The following is a 17,525-nucleotide window of genomic DNA, read 5'->3' on the forward strand; positions in this document are numbered from 1 at the left end:
GTACTCCCTTTCGATGTGTGGGTCGATTTCCTGTGCGTATGACGAGAGCCGGTCAGATGCCCACCAGCCGAGCCGGAATGCGGCGGCGCCAAGTGCCAGGCACGGGGCTAGTACCGGGAGCAGCTGGCGCATTACTGGCCGCCCTTGTATCGGGTCTTGGGTGTGATGTCGATGTTTACGGGGCTGGCGCCCACGGTGATTGGCGTATCGAGCGCGCGGCCGCGCAGGTAGGTGGAGCCGTTGAATATGGCGTAATGGCTCACCACCGTGGAGGCCGGTATCTGCAACGTGCCCGCCGAACCGAGCGCGACGGAGTATCCGGCGTCGCCGCCTGTACCGTCAGCCGCGCCGCCCCACGTGGTATTGAATGATGCTGGCGTTGAGGCGATCACGTTGGCTGCGCTGGTGCCGCTGCCGGGGTCGCCGCTGCACGCCTTGACGGTGTTGCCGGCTGCCGCGATCTTGTTGCAGATGTCGATTTGATGAGCTGAGTTGGCTCCCACGTTGTCCTCCTATTGCTGGTTACTGGTATGCCCGGGCCCAGGCGCCGCCGGGTGCCCCCGCGCCGCCTTGGTTGCCGTTGAATGCGTTTCCGTTGCCGCCGTTACCGCCGCCACCGGGCGGATTGCCTGCGGCTTGGCTGGTGGATTGCACGGCACCGCCGTTGAAGGGCTGTCCGTTGTAGGTGTGCGTGCCGGGCGATTGCCCGTTGCGGGTGGTGCCGAATTGATCACCGGTGCCCCCAGTGGCCGAGAGCCCCGACCACCCCGACCCTGACACCGAGGCGGTGACGGTTCCACCACCAGCGCCCTTGTTGCCCTGCGTGCCACCAGCTGTCGCGGCGGGGATGATGAACGTGATCGAGGTTGCCGACCACGGGATGTCCACGCCGCGCTCCAGCGTGACGTGCGCCCAGTTGCCAGCGTTACCGCCACCGCCGGTGACGAATCCGGCGAACCCTCCACCGCCACCGTTGCCGCCGCCAACCAGTACGACGTCGATGTACCGGCACCAGGATGGGATCAGGTAGGTGATCGTCCCGGGGATGGTGTACTGCTGGGTCTCCGGGGAGTGGGGGCTGAACACTGCGGTGCCGCTGTCGTATCCGCCGCCTGTGTCGGATCCGGCCAGGCGGGCTACCAGTGTCGCGGTGTCTTGTCCCTGACCGAGGTCGGCGCCGGTGAGGTGTGCGAGCAGGGCTGCGCTGTCGGAGCCGATCCCCTCGTCGGTGCCGGACAGGAAGTACTTGAGCATGGCCGTGGCCGAGTCGCCGCCGGTACCGGTGTCGGTGCCCGTCAGGTGTGCGAGCAGCGTGGCCGCGTCCGAGCCGAGCCCGTCGTCGCGGCCGGACAGATGCGCAGTCAGCTCTGCGGTGTCAGATCCGATGTTGGTGTCGGTCACCAGCAGATGGGCCAGCAGCGTCGCCGAATCCTCACCGATACCCGTATCCGCCGCGAAGGCTCGGGGAACCCAATGCCACTTGCCGCCTGTCGGCTTCTGTGGGACAACCGGGTTAGGAGACCACTTACCGCCCGACCGCGCTGGAGGAACGGTCGGGTTGGGAGACCAGGGCATTTACGGCCCGGCGAAACCTACCGAGCAGACCAATTTGCCGTCTTGGTCGGCTCCCGTGATCTGAATCCAGGACGGGTTGAGCTTGCCGTCGGGGTCCAGGCCCCCGCGCTCGGCGGTGAAGGTGATGCCTGGTAGTTCGGGCATGGTGAATGTGGTGGTCATCGCTTGGGCCTCTCTGGATTATGCGATTCGCCGGCCATCGAATGTGGCGATGCCGGATAGGGCTGTGATGCTTCGTGACACAACGGTTTCCGACCCTGTTGAGCCGTTGGACCGTAGGTCGTAGTCGACCGCGATAAATCCCGGCTGCACGACATCTCCCGCCACGAGCGGTATCTCAAACGGGCAACCCGACGGAATGGCCCCAGTAATGCGGGAGCCGTTCTTGTACACCACCCAATAGGGCACAGACGTGCCCTTGGCGGTGACCGATCGGTACGTCGTGTTGATTCGGTACAGGCCGGTGGTGGCGATCTCGATTCGGGCCGTGCCCAGGTCATCGAGAGTGACATCGGTGGTGTAGTCGTTGAATGTGAAGAACCCGGACGGGAACGCACCGGAGGAATAGGGACCGTAGGTGACGTCCGCGGTGCTGTCCCGCCTGATGCTCCACGAATTCGACATCGAGAATCCCGCTCCCGCCGTGCTGTAGTCGGACATCGCGAATGCCGCGACCCGGTAAGAGTCGTAGGTGAAAAACGGGCTCGCGCGTTGCACGCTGAACATCGAATTGCGATAACCGGCACCGATATTGATCGTGTTACCCGCGTCGGTGGCCGAGAGGACCTGTCGGCCGTTGACGCGCACGAAGTAGTTGGTGCCCGCGCAGCGGATCTCGATACGCGCGCCCTGCTTGACCGCCGAGAGCCCGGTCTGCAGCGTCAGCGGCGTGTTGAACGACCAGCTGGTACCCGAGCGGGTGAACTTGCCGATGCGGATCTCGCCCTCTTTGGCAAGGCAGTAGGCGCCCTGGGTGCGGCTGGCGTCGCATCGGATGTAGACACCGGAGTAGTAGTTGCCGTTTTGGGTGTCGCCCAACACAAATGAGGCGGACTGGCCGTCGGTGGCGTAGGTGTAGTTGGGGCTGGCGAAGAAGTACCCGTCGGGGTTGCCGGTCTTGACGCCCGCATAGCCTGAGTCGCCGCGAATGGTGACATCGCCGGGGTTGGGTCCGGTGGTCCAGTCCGTCGAGTTCAAGGCGGCGCCATCGGCACCGGAGAACACGAAGCTGTAGCTGTTGCCGCCGCCGGTGTTCTGCTCGGTCTCTTGCTCCTGCAGGGTGGTCTGGGCGGCAATGGCACTCTTGAGCGCATCCTGCGACAGACCGAGCAGCGATAGTAGTGAAGTCTTGGCCTGGTCGATCTGATCGAGGATGGTTCCCGTTGTGCCGGTGGCTGTTCCGTCCGCGCCCGTCTTGACACCGGAGAGCATGTTTCCGAGGTTGCTGACCAAATCGTTGACCCGGCTCATATCGAAATTGCCCGTTACATCACTGGCCGCCATGGTCCCGTTGCCAGCGAGCTTCTGAGTCTTGTTGTTGTTCAGGCCAAACCAGTCTTTGACCGATGCCACGAAGGCGTTGATCGGTGTCACCACGACGCCGTCGTAGATGTCTTCTAGCTGGTTGAATGTCGTTGACAGGTCCTCGATTTTGATTTGCGGCAGGGTGGGGATATTCCCCAACCCGAGCAGCCCGAGGATTTCCGAGGCGGTGATCTTGCCGTCCGCAGTGATCGCGGCGAACCGCTGCTCGAATTGGGCGATGTCCGAGTTCGCCTGGCCGCCAATGGTGTCGAAGAATGAGCGGAACTTGCCCAGCACCGGGCCCAGGTTCGACATCGCGGAGGTGACATTCGAGAAGTGCACCCGGCCGCCGGTGGCGCCCGGCGTCACGATCAGGGTCACCGTGGCCCACTTGACCGTTCCGTCATTCGGGACGTTCCAGGATCCGGTGAGGCTCGTGCGCACCCATGACGAGTCCGCTGCCACCGGCTGTATCTGCTTGATCACGATGTCGGGCAGCTTCGTACGGTCGGGGCCGAAGGGCGTGATGCACAGCCGGATCGGGTTCGATCCCCCGGCGGCGGTGACGCCCTGCCACATGGCCGAGGCCGCCATGTCGACGATCTGGCCCGGCGCCACCTCGAAGGAGTCCTTGACACTGATCGCATACAGATGGCCATCGGCGTTGACGTAGATCGACTTACCCGACAGGTGTCCGCTCTGGGTGGCATCGAAGTGCCAGTCCGGGTTGTCCTCGACGACCGACGGGTCGGTGAATCCCCCCGCGCCAGTGGTCAAGTCCTGGGCGACATCGGCAATCCACGCCGCCGGGATGACGCCCTTGAAGAACTGGCCGGCCACCTTGGCGATAGCGGCCAGGATGGACTCGGGGTGCGCCAGGTCGATGCCCGCCAGCGCGTTGCGGATCCCGAGTGCCCAGGTGCCGAGATCGGTCAGGTCGCCGTCCTCAACACCGGTGAGCAACTCGACGAGATCACCCAGGCCGGGTTTGTCCGCGGCCCAGGCGCGCAGCTGATCGAACGAGCCCACGCCGGGAATCAGGTGCCCGACCACGGCGAGCACCACACGGCCGAGGAACTGCTCGATGAACTGGCGGCCGAATTCCTGGAGCTGCTGGGCGGTGAACGGTCGCGCCAGCTCGTTGCCGCGTTTCTGATGAACCGGAGCCGAAGGGATGTCGATCGCCCAGTCGGGCACCTCGGGCATCTCGGTGCTCACAGCGGCCACGCCTCGATGCAGAACTGCGCCATGGCTCCGGGGGCCGTGTAGGTGCTGGTGCCCGCCTGGCGCTCACACCGGATATGCACCGTGGCCGTCGCGCCGGCCGCGATGGTGTCGTAGCCATCCCCCACAGTGTCGGACTGGATGGGCTTGCCTGGCGCGAACATCAGCCGTTCGGTCTGCGCGATGCCGATGCAGCGACCGACGATGTTGCCGTTGGCCTCACCGTTGAGCCGAGCCAATAGATTCACGCGCACATCGGGCGCTTCACCGGTCACCACGGCGAAGCCCTGTGCTCGGATACGCCGCGCCCATGGTCGTGCCGGGATATTGACCGGCGCCATGGTGCCGTTGGGGTTACCCGTGCCGATATTGCTGATCGATCCCGGATAGAACACCTCGGGCAGCTTGTAGGGCACAAGCTCGAAACCGTCGACGCCGGACTTGACTGCCGGTAGCCATCCGGCTTTCGGGGTGGCTGACAGATCTGCCGGGTTCCACACCATCGTGCCCGGTTCGCCGTCTTTGCCCACGTGCAGCGCCAGGTGCATCTTCCACACCCCGGCTGTGGTGTCCGTGGGCGGGGTGAGCAGCTCGAAGAACGCCGAATCGGGTGTGACATCCGCGAACGCAAGCGGGGTGAGCGCGATAGCGGGGTCCAGCTGCGCGTGCTTGCCCGGTGGGCCCTGTTCGACGGCCGAGACGCCGCCGACAATGCCGCCGTCCTCGCGCAGCAGCACATGTGCCACGCCACTGCCCTCCACCGGAACCAGGGTGATTCCCTGGCCCTGGTAGTAGCGGGCACCGTTGAAATCGACTATCGGCCAAGCCATATGAGAAACCTCCGGTCAGGACTGGGGAGCCAGGGTGATGACATTGATTGCCTCGAAGGCGCCGGTGATGAAGCGCTGGATCTTGCCCAGGGGGGCTTCGTCGCGGCGGCCGTCGCCGAGTTGCACCAGCAGCGTCTGCTCGGTCGAAGTGATGCGCCACATGGTGTTTTCGATGTAGTCGGTCACCATCTTGGTGCGGCGGTGATACACCAGCGACATCAAGCCGCCCTCGAAAATGTCTCGGCCCAAGGCATATTGGTCACCGTTACGGAAAGTGACCTGCGCCGTCGTAGCACCTTGGGAGTCGAAAATCGCGTTGATGAAAGCGAATACGGTCTCGATGTTGTACGGGGCGCTGGCGGTCGGGTAGAACCGCTCGATCGCCGGATGGAAAGGCCCGACTTCGTCGCGGCGCTCGTACACCTGGACCATCTGGAACGCCAGGAAACTGTTGTTCAGGAACCCCGAGAGCAGATCCGAGGGAATGCCGGAGAACCCGACCACGATCATCAGCGAATCGATCAACCACGCGAACGTGGCGTTCATAAGGTCGTTGAGTCAGATTTAGCCCTCGGGCTGGTGCCCCCCGGCGGTTAAGCCGAGGGGCACCAGCCCATTTGGGCGATCGACCCCCGATGATGTGCTGCCAGCCCTCGGGGGTGTGGTCGGCGATCTCACAGGAGATGATGTTGGAGTCTTCGCCGGATTCGGGGGCCACGACGTAGGCGTAGGGCTGTTCGAAATCGACACCGAGCGTGGGGGCGTAGAACACCCCATCCATGCCGGGCACCTGCTTAACGATCGGGGCGAAGATGCCGCCCAGGGATCCGCCGAGATCGATGACGGTCTTGATGACCGAATCGGCAACGGTTTTGGTGGGTCCGGTGATCTGTTGGCGGTCCCGGGTGGAAAACACGTAGGTGGGTGAATCCAGGTTGGCCCACTTGTCCGGCTGCGGATCACCCGGGCGCCACAGATCCATGCCGGTGTCGACGCCGTAGGCGCGGGTCACGTCCTTGATGACGGTTCCGCAGGTTTCCATGCGAACGGTCTTGGCGCACAACGGCGAGGCGTCCAGGAACGGGTTGGTGCGCTTGACGTAGGTGGGGGTGCGCAGCATCCTCCCGAACGTCTGCGGCGAGAGCCCATCACGGGCCAGGGCCTGCAAGATGGTGCCGAACCATGCGCGGATATCGCCGTTGAGCGACAGGCCGTTGTTGACCGCTTCTAGCCAGCCGGACTGTATGCGCATAGCGCACTCGGCGACCATGTTCTCCACGCACGTCTGCAGGGCCCACATGAAGATCGCGTGCGAAACGGGCTGGGCTGCCAAGGGAAGCCACCACGTCGGCCAGATCACGTAGTAGTTCAGGATGTCCCAAATGCCGCGCATCTCAACGTTTCCCGTCCACGCACCACGTTCGTAGCGGTAGCGGTGGACCTTGGTGTAAAAGTTGGTGCGGGTCCCGGCGGTTTCCATCTCGACCCCGACCAGGGTGTTGCGGCAGTCCATGAACATCTGGATCAGCGGCGAGCTGCCCTTCAATGTCAGCTTGCCGGTGGGGCAATCGTTGCGCGGCTTGGCACCGGAGCCCTCCATGAGATCGGAACCCACCGAGGCCATGGGGGTCCACATTTTGTCGCAGACGGTGAACCGATAGCTGGTGTCGACCTTGGACTTTTTCTCCGTCAACGCCCGCGCCGTGGTGGCGATGCGCGCGATGTCGCCCGAGCGTTTGGCTGCCTCCCAGCGCTGCTCATCGGAAATGGGCATCACGAGATGGCCCCCCGGTCGCAGGGGCACACGGCAGGAGGCATTAGAGCGGGTATCTCCGCCGTGGGGTGCCCGAGGCGATGACCTTCGAGTCGGCGTTACCGCCCTCGATCGAGACCTTCACGAAATACGGCTGCGCCGGGTTGCCTGGCGACTTCGCCGGTATTGCAACGTTTTTCGAGAATCGGCCGGTGAGGTACTTGTACAGCGGGCCTTGCGGTGGCCGGATGCCGAACAGTGATTCGATCTGTTCGGCGAACGCCGATCCGTTCATCCCGGCAAAACTCATGAACTTGTCGACCGCGTCCTGGAAGATATCGAGTTCCTGCGGTGAGGGCGGCACCGAGGTCAGGTCTTGCACCAAGGTGGTGTGCACGCGAGGATCGGTGCGCAGCAACACCACCTGATTGGGCAGCAGCGGACCGAACTCGACGAACTCGCCCGAACCCGGCCCGTCGTAGATCTTGACTTTTGTGAACGGCCCGAACAGGACGTAGTCGTCGTACATGTCCTGATCGCCGATGTTGATGCGCTTGAGGAACCCGGTTTGTGCGACCTCGGCGTTATCGCCCGCGGAGATCTTGCGGATCGGGGCGGGAGTGGCTTGGGTGAGCACCGCAGAGGCGGCGAACGCGCCGTTGCCCACGCCCCGGTGATCAGCCCCCAGCGGCGATCCGGTGCCAGCTTCGGTGACCGACAAGATCTCCAGGCCGTTGCGCAGGAACTTGAACGTGCGCAGATTGCCGGTGTAGCCGCACACCAGCGTGAACTTCTCGCCCAGGATCGGCGGGATCACCATCGCCAGCGGCCACCAACGCAGCGTGGTCTCAACGAAATTGATCGTGTAGTACAGGCGCAGATAGCCGGCGCCGTACTCGACGAACACCCCATCGCCCGCCCAGCTGCCATCGGGGTTGCGGTTGAGCCGCCCGCCCAGAATGTTGCGCGCCGAATCGGGCAGCGACCACTCCTGAAAGCCGCCGTGCACCTGTGAGATCACCTGGTTGTCGGTGTCGGTATCGAAGTGTGGCCAGGGCCCGTTGATCACCCGCCGCGAGGTGGTCAGCAGCAGATCATCGGGGTCATCGACCCAGATCATCTGATCACCATTGGCGGTGCAGTAGCCCCCGCCGGTGCCGCTGTAGTGCTGGGGCACATCGCCGAGATCGCGGGTGTCGCGGTGATCGACGGTGAAGGTGTCGGTCATCGCGTCGTAGGTGAACGCGAACGCGTCGGTGTGATCGAAGCTCTTCCAGGTGCCGGTGTCGGCCTGCAGCCGCAGCGTGGCCTTCTGTGAGGTGCCCTTGCGCATCCCCGAGACCGGATCGGGTTGCCCGCCTTGGAACCAGCGCACGTCGGCCCACCAATACCCGCCGTCGTGATCGAAGAAGTCCAACCGGGAGCACTTGATGGCATCCAGGGAATCGATCAGGTGCCGATAGACCCGGCGGGTGCGCGCGGCGTTGCGGCCCCGGCATTTGACGGTGAGCTTGACCTCGACCGGATCCAGGAATGCGTCCACGTGCAGAACCCCGTCTTCGGTGGCGCCCTTCTGGGTGACGTGCTTCCACGGCGCGATCAGGCCTTCGAGGTCCACGACATGTACGGCTTCGGGGGCCATGTGCGGGTCGGGTATCGCGTACCCGCCGAGCAGGAACATTTCGACCGACCCGTCATAGGCCGTGAGCCGCATCATGGGTTTTTCGCCGTTGACCAGGTGATACCAGCCGTGCGGGGTGACCGGGTTGGCTGGATAGCGGATCGCCACGCTCACATCCCTGGCCCAGAGTTTCGTGCCTGCTGATGGAAGGCGATATCGCGGCCGGTGCCGTCCTCGGTGGCGCGGTTGTTGGTGACACTGATGTGGGTGTCGCCCGCTTTCCCTTGCTCGCCTTGCGCGTTCGGGTCGCTCTGATTCGGGTTCGGCGGCGCGGTGGCCTTACCGGCCGCATTCGGTATCGCCGGGGCGGCCCCGGCGACGCCGCCGAGGATCTTGGTCAGCCAACTCTTGTTGGCCAGCTCCGAGCCGCCCGTCGGCAAGAACGTGTCCATCGCGCCCTGCACACCGATACCGGCGGCCTGGGCACCGAACTGAATGGCCCTGTTGGCCAGCTTGATTCCGGTCTGCGCTGCTTGCCCGGCACCCGGGGCGAAGATGTCGGCGGCCGAGGCGGCCATCCCGATCGCGGTATCGATGGTGCCCCCCGGGGTGATGCCGACCCCGCCTGCTCCGCTGCCGGCCGCCGGTTCCACCCCGCCGAGGCGCGTTGAGGACGGGCTCCAGGCTTGCGCGGGCCCGCTCGGGCCACCCCAACCACCACCGGCGGTGGCCGGTAGCGTTGGGTTCGTCAATCCGGGGTTGGTCAACGCCGGATTGCTCATCGCCGGGTCGTATCCGCCCGCGGCCGCGTTGCCCGTGACAGCCAAGTTCGCGCCAGCCGGTGCAGGGACAGGCACCGGTGCCGGTGTGGGTGCGCCCCCGCTGGTTACGGGCCGGTAGTAGTGCGAGGTGAACGCCGGATCGTAGGCGCCCTGGCTGCCGTCCATCCCGCGTTGCGCGGCCGAGGCGTCACTGCCCCAGTTGATGTTGGTTCCGCCGGGCAAGGTGGCCTGCATATGCGCGGGGTTGTAGCCGACTTGGAAATCTCCAGGCTTGCCCATGCCCGGCAGGAAGCCGCGCCCTGTCAACCATTCGGCGGCGTTGCCCGTCGAGAGGTTGCGGCCCGCCGTGGGCCGTCCATCGAGGATGTCGACGAGATCCTCAACGGCGCTGGAACAATCGCCGATCCCCTGCGTGAGATCACCAACCCCGGCCTGCGACACGTAGGTACCGGCCTTGACGCTCGCCATGAGCGCCGCATCGCCGGGGTATGGGCCCATGGCGCCGCCCAGGGCTGCGGGCCCAATCCCCTGCGGCCCAGCCGCGGTGCCCGCGCTGATGCCGGTGTACTGCGGGCCGAACGCACCCTGTGCGGCCAGAACCCCCATCGCGCCGTATCCACCCTTGGACGGGTTGACAGCGCTGATCGCGCCCAGCTGCCCCAGCAGCGGGGCGGCGGCCATGTTGGCCAGGAACTTCACGAGGTTCTCCGCCATGCCCGGTAGGCCCTTGGAGATCCCGAAATCCTTGTCCAGCGCGGCGCCGATCTGCCCCATGCCATCGGAAAGATCCTTGGCCGAACCTTCCATCTTTTTCCACGTACCTTGCTGGGCCTCAGCCAGTTTCATCTGCGCCGAGACATAGGAGCGCTCGGCGTCGGCGACCTGATTGCGTGTGCGCAGCAGCGCGTCCTGATCGGCGGTGCCCTGCTGCTCGAGGCGGATCAGCGCGATACGGTCCTGCTCCAGGGAGTTTTTGGCGCGAATCGCCGAGGATTCGGCGTCGTACACGCGCATCGGGTCAACCTCGTAGCGGCCCAGTCCTGCCCCGCCCGTGGGCGAAGGGGCCAGGGTGCCGGGCGCACCTGAGGGCGCGGTGCCCAATCCTGGCGGCATAGCAACCGGATTGGCCTCCAGGGACCACAGTTTCGGGTCGATTGGGGGTTTGGTTTTGTCGCCCTTGTCGGCGGCCTCGATTTGCTTTTTGGCCTCATCGAACGGCATACCCGGACCGATGGCGCGGGCTGCGGTGGCGCCCGGGTACCAGTCCTTGTAGAAGTTGGGGGCGGGTTCGGCCGGCGGATTGAACTCCGGGATCGGGTTTCCGGCGGCGTCGGTGATCTTGCCGTCGCGCGCGGTGATTCCGGGGATGCGTCCGGTGCTGGCTAGATCGAGCAGCTCGTTCCACTGCGGGGTTCCCGAGGCGGGCATCGGTGCGCCAGTCTTAAACGGGGACTGGGCAAGACGTTCGTCGAAGTTGACGTTGCCGCGTTGGACCTGCTTGTCGAAATCGTTTTCGGTGAGCCGGTCGCCGATCCAGCCGGGAAGGCCCTGGCCGATCCATCGGCCCAGACCGGAGTCGGCGAGCTTCTTGCCGATGCGGTCCATCTCATTGGAGATGGTGTCGCCGAGCTTGGTCCAGCCGTTGGCGTGCTCTCCCAGCGCATCAGAGGCCTTGTCGGTTTTGCCCGCGATGTCGTCGAACTGCTGACCGGCCTTCTTGAGGTCCATGGCCGCGATGGCGGTGTTGGCTTCCTCCCATCGCGTCTTGAACAGTGCCAGACCGATATTGGAGCGCTGCTGCGGATCCTCGATGGCCGCCATCGCGACCATGATCGCCTCGAACGCCCTTTTAGCCTCGTCGCCGCCTGCGGCGAATGACTTGGCCATCGCCTCCGAATCGAAGCCGAGTGCCTTGAATGCCGCACGGGTGGTGGTGGAGCCGTCGTTGGCGCTGATCGCGAACTCGCGCAACGAGTCAGCGGCCAGGTCGGTGTTGCGGATGTTGGCCTCGAACATCTGGTTGATCAGGCCCAGGGTTTCTGAGCCCGATAGTCCGAGGTTTTTGAAGTTGATGGCGTACTCGTTGAGTGTGTCCATCATGTCGCCCGAGAGGTTCAGGCCTTTTTGCTGGGCGGCGATGATCAGATCGAAGGCGTCGACATAGCTTGTGACCATGCCGCCGGACACCAGGCCGCGAGCACCCAGAGCCAGTGAGCGCGGATCCTCTCCGGTGACCGTCTGGGTGGTTTGCATGCGCTCGACGAACTTGCGGGCATCCTGTTCGTTGGTGTCGGCGCCGATCAACCGGGCCTGAAACCCCAGATCGAGGATGGACAGGTTCTCTTGTGCGGATTGTCCAAATCCTTTGGCCCACGCGCTACCTGCTGCGTCGCTGAGCTTGCCCATGGTGGCGGGGTCGATACCCATGCGGGTGCGGAACACATCCTCGACCCGAAGTTGGGCCATACCGTCAGCGATACCGTCGGCAAGCTGGCGGCCTGCAAGAACGCCGACGGCAGCCAGACCCATCAGAGCCATGCCGATCGGCCCCCCGGCCGCGCCGAGACGAGCGATCGAAGCCGCACCGCTGACGCCGTTGACGAACCCGCCGGAGAACCCGTCAGCCATATCGCGGCCGAGCTGGGCGGCCTGCCCCGCCTGTGCGCGCATCCCGCCCATGGCGTTGGTGTTGTTGCGTCGACCGGCATCATCGGATGCCTGTTGGTATTCCTTGTACGCCGCCGTCGCATCGCGGACGGCGCGTGCTTCGGCGCGCCGCGCGGTTTCCACCTTCTCGGCCTGGCGAATGACCCGGGCGCCGTCGGCGTCACTGTCACGTAGGCGCTGCAGCTGCGCCTCTTCGGACTTGAGTCGACCAACAGCGTCCGATGCCTTGTCGTAGGCGTCCGATGCCCGATCGCCCATGCGCTTGAGGGACTGCTCGACCTCCTTGGAGCTGCCCGAAAGTGCGTTGGCGAACTCGCGGCCGGCGTCCTTGCCCGCGTTGCCGAACGTGCGGGTGGCATCATCGGCGACCCGCTTCCACGACCGGTGATCAGCGGCGGCCCCGATGGGGATCTCGACAGACATCACTCACCTCCTGGGTCATTGGTCGCCGAACACGTCATCGAGCAACTCATCTCGCGCCGATTCGATGAATTCGGTTTCAGCGGCGGCCAGTTCGGCCTGTCTGCGGGATTCGAGGGGAGATGAGTACTTGGTGTACATGTATTCGTGCGGGGTGCCCGCGTACTTGCTGGCGCGGTATGCGGCCAGCTCGTTGTGTGTTTCGGCGGTGATCTTCTGCATGACCGTCCAGTCGCCGTCGCGTCCAAATGGCGGGGGCGCATGGGTTTTGAACTCTGAGTCTTCGGGCAGCTGGTGGATCAGCACCAGCAATTGACGGCTGGAGAGCACCAGGGCGCCGCGCTCATCACGGGTGCCCTGGTGCCAATCGGCGATGCGCACACCGCGAAACCGAAGATCAGCTTCGATCGCATTGGGCCAGCGGCACCACAGCGCTACTGCCTCAATTACTTTTGGAGTCGATCTTTGTCCGCTCCTCGAGCTGGCGCTGCATCAGTTTCCAGTGCGTATCGATCTGGCCGGGAACACCGCCCGCGGCCAGGAACTTGGCGTAGGTGTCCTGGCCCATGAGCGCGATGCACAGCTGCTCGTCGGGGTCGAAGTCCTTGCCGTCCTTGAGATATGGGTAGATGGTGCGCTCGACCTTCTTGCCGTCGACGAGCGGGTGATCGACCAGCTCGGTGTCGAGGTTGTTCATGTCCCGCTGATATTCGCGGTACCGTTTGCGCTGCTCGGTATCGAGGAACGCCGGATTGGGCAGCTCCCACGTCGCGTCGTCGTCGAGCTTGAACAACACACCGGCCATGAACCCGAGATGATCGGCGGCCTGCTCGCGCGCCTTCCTGGGGTCAACGGGATGTAGAGGCTCGCTGGTGTCTTGGTCGTGGTTGGTGCTCATGGATGTTCCTTTCGGGCTGTTGGGCTTGGGCTTTCGGGCTGCAGAAGGTGGTGCCTACCTGGCGGGCGCAGCCCGACGCCCGCCAGGTAGGGGTTCATCAGGCGATGGTGACGACTGCGGACTTCGGGGTGTAGACCGAAGCGCCGTTGGTGCCGGTCACCTTGACGCGGAACTTGGTCGTACCGGCGGCCACTGTCTTGACCTTGACCGTGGTGTTGCCGCCCGCCGAGGCGACAGCACCCGGGTTGTCCAGTACGGCCGGCAGCCAGGTCGTCCCGTCATCGATGGTGCTTTCGGCCTCGATGGTGAACGGATCACCGGCGCCGGTGGGATCGGCGAGCACGATCGAGGCCTTACCTGCGGCGCCCGCGGTGACCGTCGGCGCGGTGTTGGACACCTTGGGTGCGCCCTGAATTGTGGTCCAGCCCTTGCCGCCGACCCACTCGCCGTCCAGGCCCGGGATCAGGATGCCCGGGTTACGCGGGTCGGGGATCATGAAGAACGGGTCGGGTTCGAGCGAGAATTCCAGCTCGGCGGCGTCGGGGTCTTCCTTGTCCATCTTGGCCGCGCCGATCTTGGTCAGCTTGCACAGCGGGATGGGCTCGACGGTGTAGAGCTTGCCGCCCGCGCGGGACCGTGCACGGATCAAAAGCAGCTGTCGGGGCACGAAATCGGCTTCCAGTGGAGTGCCGACGAAGTAGTCCTTCTGTCCGGCGTCCTCGACCAGCAGGTTGCCGTCTTCGTCCTGTAGCGGCAGGTTGTTGCGCAGGCGTTTGACGGCAGGCTTGAGCGATTCGATCGGTGTGAACTTCACCGTCTTGTCGATCTTGGTGATGTCCTTCTCGATCGGGTAGTTCGACTGCAGGATCTCCAGTGGACTTACGTCGATGTTCGGTTCGCGCTCGGGCCCGCCCGTCTTGGTGTTGGCGCCCAGGAACAGCCAGCCCTGGTTGGGTTCGGGGTTGTTGCGCCATTCGCCGCCGATCTTGCGCTGCGCGAACAGATCCGGGCGCAGCTTGCCGTCCTCGGTGAGCGGATTGAACACGTGCGGACTGATGTCGGTGGCGGCGCCGCGGTAGTCGCGTGCGAGCACGGCCACCAGGGGGCCACGAATGGCGAACCGGGGATCTACATCGTTGAATCCGCCGTCGCTCCAGTCAACGCCGGGTGTGGGTTGCGTCATCTGACGCTCCTTTCATAGGTGAGGAACCGGAAAGGGGAACAGATTCCGGCGATTTGATGCGGCATAGGGCCGCGGCGCGATCGAAGAGACCGCGACGTTTAGGTGAAGGACAAACCGAGCTCGCAGATCGCCTTGAGACGAAAAGCGTTATCAGCCTGGTATTCGCGCAGCATCGAGAGCTGCTGAAAATCGAGGTAGTCGACGTTCGCGATGCCGCCATCGGGCATGGGCACATCGACGATGTCGGCGCCGAGCAGCATGATCCGCTGATCGGTCTTGGCGCCCTCACGTTGGGCTTCGGTGATGGTCTGCCCGAAGGTGTGGATCGACAGCACCGCAGTGCAGTAGAACAGGTTTGCGTCGTAGGTGCCGTCGATCATGTGGACCTGACGAAACGGCAGCGGATCATCAGGCTTGCGTTCCATCTCGCACGGGCCCAGGGGTGCCAGGTGAGCCAGCATCATCACGATCGCGTTGGGGGGCATCTGAGCGTGCAGCGCGACGGTCATCAATCGGGCCTGTTGATGACATCGGCGGCGGTGCCGCCGAACGCGATCGCGGTCTTGGCCGCGACGGCAAATTCCGGTGTCGGGCTGGTGCCCCCGGTGCCGTCCTCGATCCAGTGGGCTTTGAAATTGTCGTTGACGACCTTGGTCTCATCGTCGCGGCCCTTGCCCTGCTGGACTTTCCACGCGGCGCCGTAGTCGCCGTGGTCCACCGGAGAGATCGATTTCGCGTGTGCGGCCATCTGCTTGCCGACGCGCAGCTTGTCGGCCTTGGCTTGCGCCGAGGTACGCATCGCCTCGTCGATTGCCGACTGCGGCACTCCCAGGGCCACGAGCGGGTTGGGCTTGTGATCCTTGGCCATTAGCCGACCCTTCGCTCGCAGATGCAAAAGACGTGGTCTTCTCGGCCGTCGAGGTCGAACTCCAGCACCGCGTCGCCGGTGACGCTGTAGTCGCGGTCCAGGTGTCGAATCCGGTGGGCCGAACCGATGTCAGCGACGGCGACCGGCAAGGCTGCGGCGCTGTCGTCGACGGTGGGCACGTGGCCATCGATAACCGGCAGGAACGCCCATGCCTGCTGGCTGGTTGTGGTGGTGATGGCCTGGTTGTCCTCGGCGGTGGACTGCACTTCGAACAGGCAGTTATCGGCCCACACAACGTGTTCGGTGACCTGCGGCTTGCGGAATTCGTCCAGGACCGGATCACCGTGCCCGTCGAGTACCGGGACATCCCATACGATCCCGATGCGCTGCCCGCCCAGGGTGTCCATCAGTAATCGCACCTCGGGAAGTGGCCACGCGCCTTGGCCTGTAGCGCCAGGCCGAGCATGCGGTAGTGACGGCGCGCGATGAACTTCTCGACGGCTTCGCGATCGATCGCAGCCTGCTTGGTGCGGTGTCCAACCGTCTTGGTGAATGACGAGACCGGCCCGAACTCGCCATAGAGCAGCGCGTCTCGGGTGACCTCGAAGGTGACGATCTTGGCGGCCGGATCGTCGTCGGCAATGGCGGGCTTCTTGTCGCGGATCCAGTCGGAGATGACCGTCAGTAGAGGCGCCGCCACCAGTTTCTCGGCAGCCGAGAGCGGCCGGAACATGGCGGCGAACGCCTCTACGTCAAGGAAGTCGGTCACGAACTAGTCCGTGGCCTCGATCAGCGCCCACAGGTCGGCCTTGTCCTGATCCTCCAGCTCGGTGCGGTCGTAGGTGCCGTTGTCCATCAGCCAGTCGACCAGGACGGGCTTGGTCGCTGCCTTGAGCGGCTTATCCCGGGGAGCAGCGCCCTCGGTGCTGGCGCCCTCGCCCGGGTCACCGGAATCGCCTGCGGTGGAGCTGTGATCGCCATCCACGCCGCCGTCACTGCTGCTGCCGGTGTCGGCGCCATCGCCCTGGCCGCCATCATCACCGCCGTCCGTGACATTGGCCTCGGCCGAGTCGCTTTCGTCATCGGTCGATTCGGCCGGCAGCTCGACGCCGAGCGCACCGACGTTGAGGCCGCGGGCGACCTCTTCGTCGGCGAGCGTGACGGTCTGGCCGAAGAACGCCCGCCGCCGCGTACCGGCGGGGGTCACGTACTCCCACGTGGCCGCAGTGACTACATGCTCGCTCACCTCGGGCATTACGGGGCCCCCTTGAGGCCGGTCACCTTCTTGATGGCGTACGGGTCGGTGACGCCCATGATGGGCAGTACCGAGGACTGCACCCAGTTCTTCTTGTTCTCCGGGGTGCGCCAGGTCTCGGTGGAGAGCATCTGCTCGTAGTCCAGGAACCCGACACCGCCACGCACGCCCGCATAGGCGCTGCCGTTGGCCACCCGGTTGGTGCGGAACATCGAGATATCGGCGTCCTGCAGGATCTGCGGCAAGTCCGGCCCGTAGGCGATGCGCAGGTCCGCGTACTGCACGGGGTTGACCACCCACACGTTGTAGGTGTAGCCGAGCTCTTCGACATCGGCCGACAGCTGTGCGGCGATGATGTCGGCGAACGGGCGTGCGTTGTTCGGAGTCGGGCTGTTACCGGTCAGGGTGACGTTGCCCCAGTCGTGCCCGGGGATGACGCCAGCACCGCCCAGGCCTGCGATCACCGCGTCCAGGACGGCCACGGTGCGCTGATTGATCTTGCGCACCAGCGTGTTCGCCAGCTGTGTGGTCAGGCGGTCCATCTGGGCGTGGTCGTTGCGCCGGATGGCCTCATCGGACATCCAGAACTTGCCACCCCAGTCCTCGGACTGGGCGACCTGCGGCTGTGTGCGCTCACCCTGAACGATCGTGTACTCATCGGACGGGCCGCGCTGTTCCACATCGTTCTTGGTGTACAGCTCGTTGATGCGGATCACGTCGTAGATGATCGCCCCGGCGGTGGTGCTCGCCCCCGAGGAAGAAAACAGTTCCGGGGCAATGAACTTCTGCAGCGTCAGATCCGAGAGCCGCTTGGTGATCCGGCCGGGCGACTTGTACGCCAGATCAACCGAGATCTTGTTGTCGTTGATGACCGGCGCACCCAGCGGGTACGCGACGGGAGATGTTGCCATGGTGGGTTGCCCTT

16 protein-coding genes and 1 pseudogene are annotated in these 17,525 nt (G+C 64.7%); all 17 read right to left on the reverse strand.

Annotated features, from left to right (window positions below):
* Positions 1 to 131: 131 nt before the first annotated feature.
* The 17 genes and pseudogenes from B4394_RS21275 to B4394_RS21350 all read right to left on the reverse strand — a co-directional run bounded on the left by B4394_RS21275 (position 132) and on the right by B4394_RS21350 (position 17,511).
* Positions 132 to 503, reverse strand: a complete 372-nt coding sequence (locus B4394_RS21275; RefSeq protein WP_078316199.1) for a hypothetical protein — start codon at positions 501 to 503, stop codon at positions 132 to 134.
* A 19-nt stretch (positions 504 to 522) separates the two neighbouring features.
* Positions 523 to 1,575 (reverse strand): glycine-rich domain-containing protein, encoded by a 1,053-nt coding sequence (locus B4394_RS21280; protein ID WP_286142216.1) that lies wholly within the window; start codon positions 1,573 to 1,575, stop codon positions 523 to 525.
* A complete protein-coding gene (locus B4394_RS25510; protein ID WP_176138352.1) occupies positions 1,576 to 1,737 on the reverse strand; it encodes a hypothetical protein in 162 nt (53 codons plus the stop codon).
* Positions 1,738 to 1,755: 18 nt separating this feature from the next.
* Positions 1,756 to 4,305 carry a hypothetical protein gene (locus tag B4394_RS21285; protein ID WP_078316232.1) on the reverse strand — a complete coding sequence of 850 codons (2,550 nt, stop codon included), beginning with the start codon at positions 4,303 to 4,305 and terminating at the stop codon, positions 1,756 to 1,758.
* A gap of 8 nt (positions 4,306 to 4,313) precedes the next feature.
* Positions 4,314 to 5,153, reverse strand: coding sequence for a hypothetical protein (locus B4394_RS21290; protein WP_078316200.1), 840 nt, complete (start codon positions 5,151 to 5,153; stop codon positions 4,314 to 4,316).
* Positions 5,154 to 5,168: 15 nt separating this feature from the next.
* Positions 5,169 to 6,930: pseudogene (locus tag B4394_RS21295) on the reverse strand (hypothetical protein).
* 40 nt (positions 6,931 to 6,970) lie between these two features.
* Positions 6,971 to 8,701 (reverse strand): DUF7257 domain-containing protein, encoded by a 1,731-nt coding sequence (locus B4394_RS21300; protein ID WP_078316201.1) that lies wholly within the window; start codon positions 8,699 to 8,701, stop codon positions 6,971 to 6,973.
* Positions 8,698 to 12,399: a phage tail tape measure protein gene (locus B4394_RS21305; RefSeq protein ID WP_078316202.1), complete on the reverse strand. Its 3,702-nt coding sequence runs from the start codon at positions 12,397 to 12,399 to the stop codon at positions 8,698 to 8,700. Before B4394_RS21305 ends, B4394_RS21300 begins: the two co-directional genes overlap by 4 nt.
* Before the next feature lie 15 nt (positions 12,400 to 12,414).
* On the reverse strand, positions 12,415 to 12,777 hold the full coding sequence (locus B4394_RS21310) for a hypothetical protein (protein ID WP_078316203.1): 363 nt from the start codon (positions 12,775 to 12,777) through the stop codon (positions 12,415 to 12,417).
* 61 nt (positions 12,778 to 12,838) lie between these two features.
* The gene (locus B4394_RS21315; RefSeq protein ID WP_078316204.1) at positions 12,839 to 13,294 is read right to left on the reverse strand and encodes a hypothetical protein; all 456 of its coding nucleotides are present in this window, start codon (positions 13,292 to 13,294) and stop codon (positions 12,839 to 12,841) included.
* A 97-nt stretch (positions 13,295 to 13,391) separates the two neighbouring features.
* On the reverse strand, positions 13,392 to 14,477 hold the full coding sequence (locus B4394_RS21320) for a hypothetical protein (protein WP_078316205.1): 1,086 nt from the start codon (positions 14,475 to 14,477) through the stop codon (positions 13,392 to 13,394).
* Positions 14,478 to 14,575: 98 nt separating this feature from the next.
* Positions 14,576 to 14,986 carry a hypothetical protein gene (locus B4394_RS21325; protein ID WP_078316206.1) on the reverse strand — a complete coding sequence of 137 codons (411 nt, stop codon included), beginning with the start codon at positions 14,984 to 14,986 and terminating at the stop codon, positions 14,576 to 14,578.
* Positions 14,986 to 15,345, reverse strand: coding sequence for an HK97 gp10 family phage protein (locus tag B4394_RS21330; protein WP_078316207.1), 360 nt, complete (start codon positions 15,343 to 15,345; stop codon positions 14,986 to 14,988). Before B4394_RS21330 ends, B4394_RS21325 begins: the two co-directional genes overlap by 1 nt.
* Complete coding sequence (locus tag B4394_RS21335) at positions 15,345 to 15,752, reverse strand: hypothetical protein (protein ID WP_078316208.1); 408 nt, start codon at positions 15,750 to 15,752, stop codon at positions 15,345 to 15,347. Before B4394_RS21335 ends, B4394_RS21330 begins: the two co-directional genes overlap by 1 nt.
* Entirely contained in the window at positions 15,752 to 16,114 is a 363-nt protein-coding gene (locus B4394_RS21340) for a hypothetical protein (RefSeq protein WP_078316209.1), read from the reverse strand. Before B4394_RS21340 ends, B4394_RS21335 begins: the two co-directional genes overlap by 1 nt.
* A gap of 3 nt (positions 16,115 to 16,117) precedes the next feature.
* The gene (locus tag B4394_RS21345) at positions 16,118 to 16,600 is read right to left on the reverse strand and encodes a hypothetical protein (protein WP_078316210.1); all 483 of its coding nucleotides are present in this window, start codon (positions 16,598 to 16,600) and stop codon (positions 16,118 to 16,120) included.
* Positions 16,600 to 17,511: a major capsid protein gene (locus tag B4394_RS21350; RefSeq protein WP_078316211.1), complete on the reverse strand. Its 912-nt coding sequence runs from the start codon at positions 17,509 to 17,511 to the stop codon at positions 16,600 to 16,602. Before B4394_RS21350 ends, B4394_RS21345 begins: the two co-directional genes overlap by 1 nt.
* Positions 17,512 to 17,525: the final 14 nt, after the last annotated feature.

It is taken from the genome of Mycobacterium sp. D16Q16, from assembly GCF_002013745.1.
Classification (GTDB): Bacteria; Actinomycetota; Actinomycetes; order Mycobacteriales; family Mycobacteriaceae; genus Mycobacterium.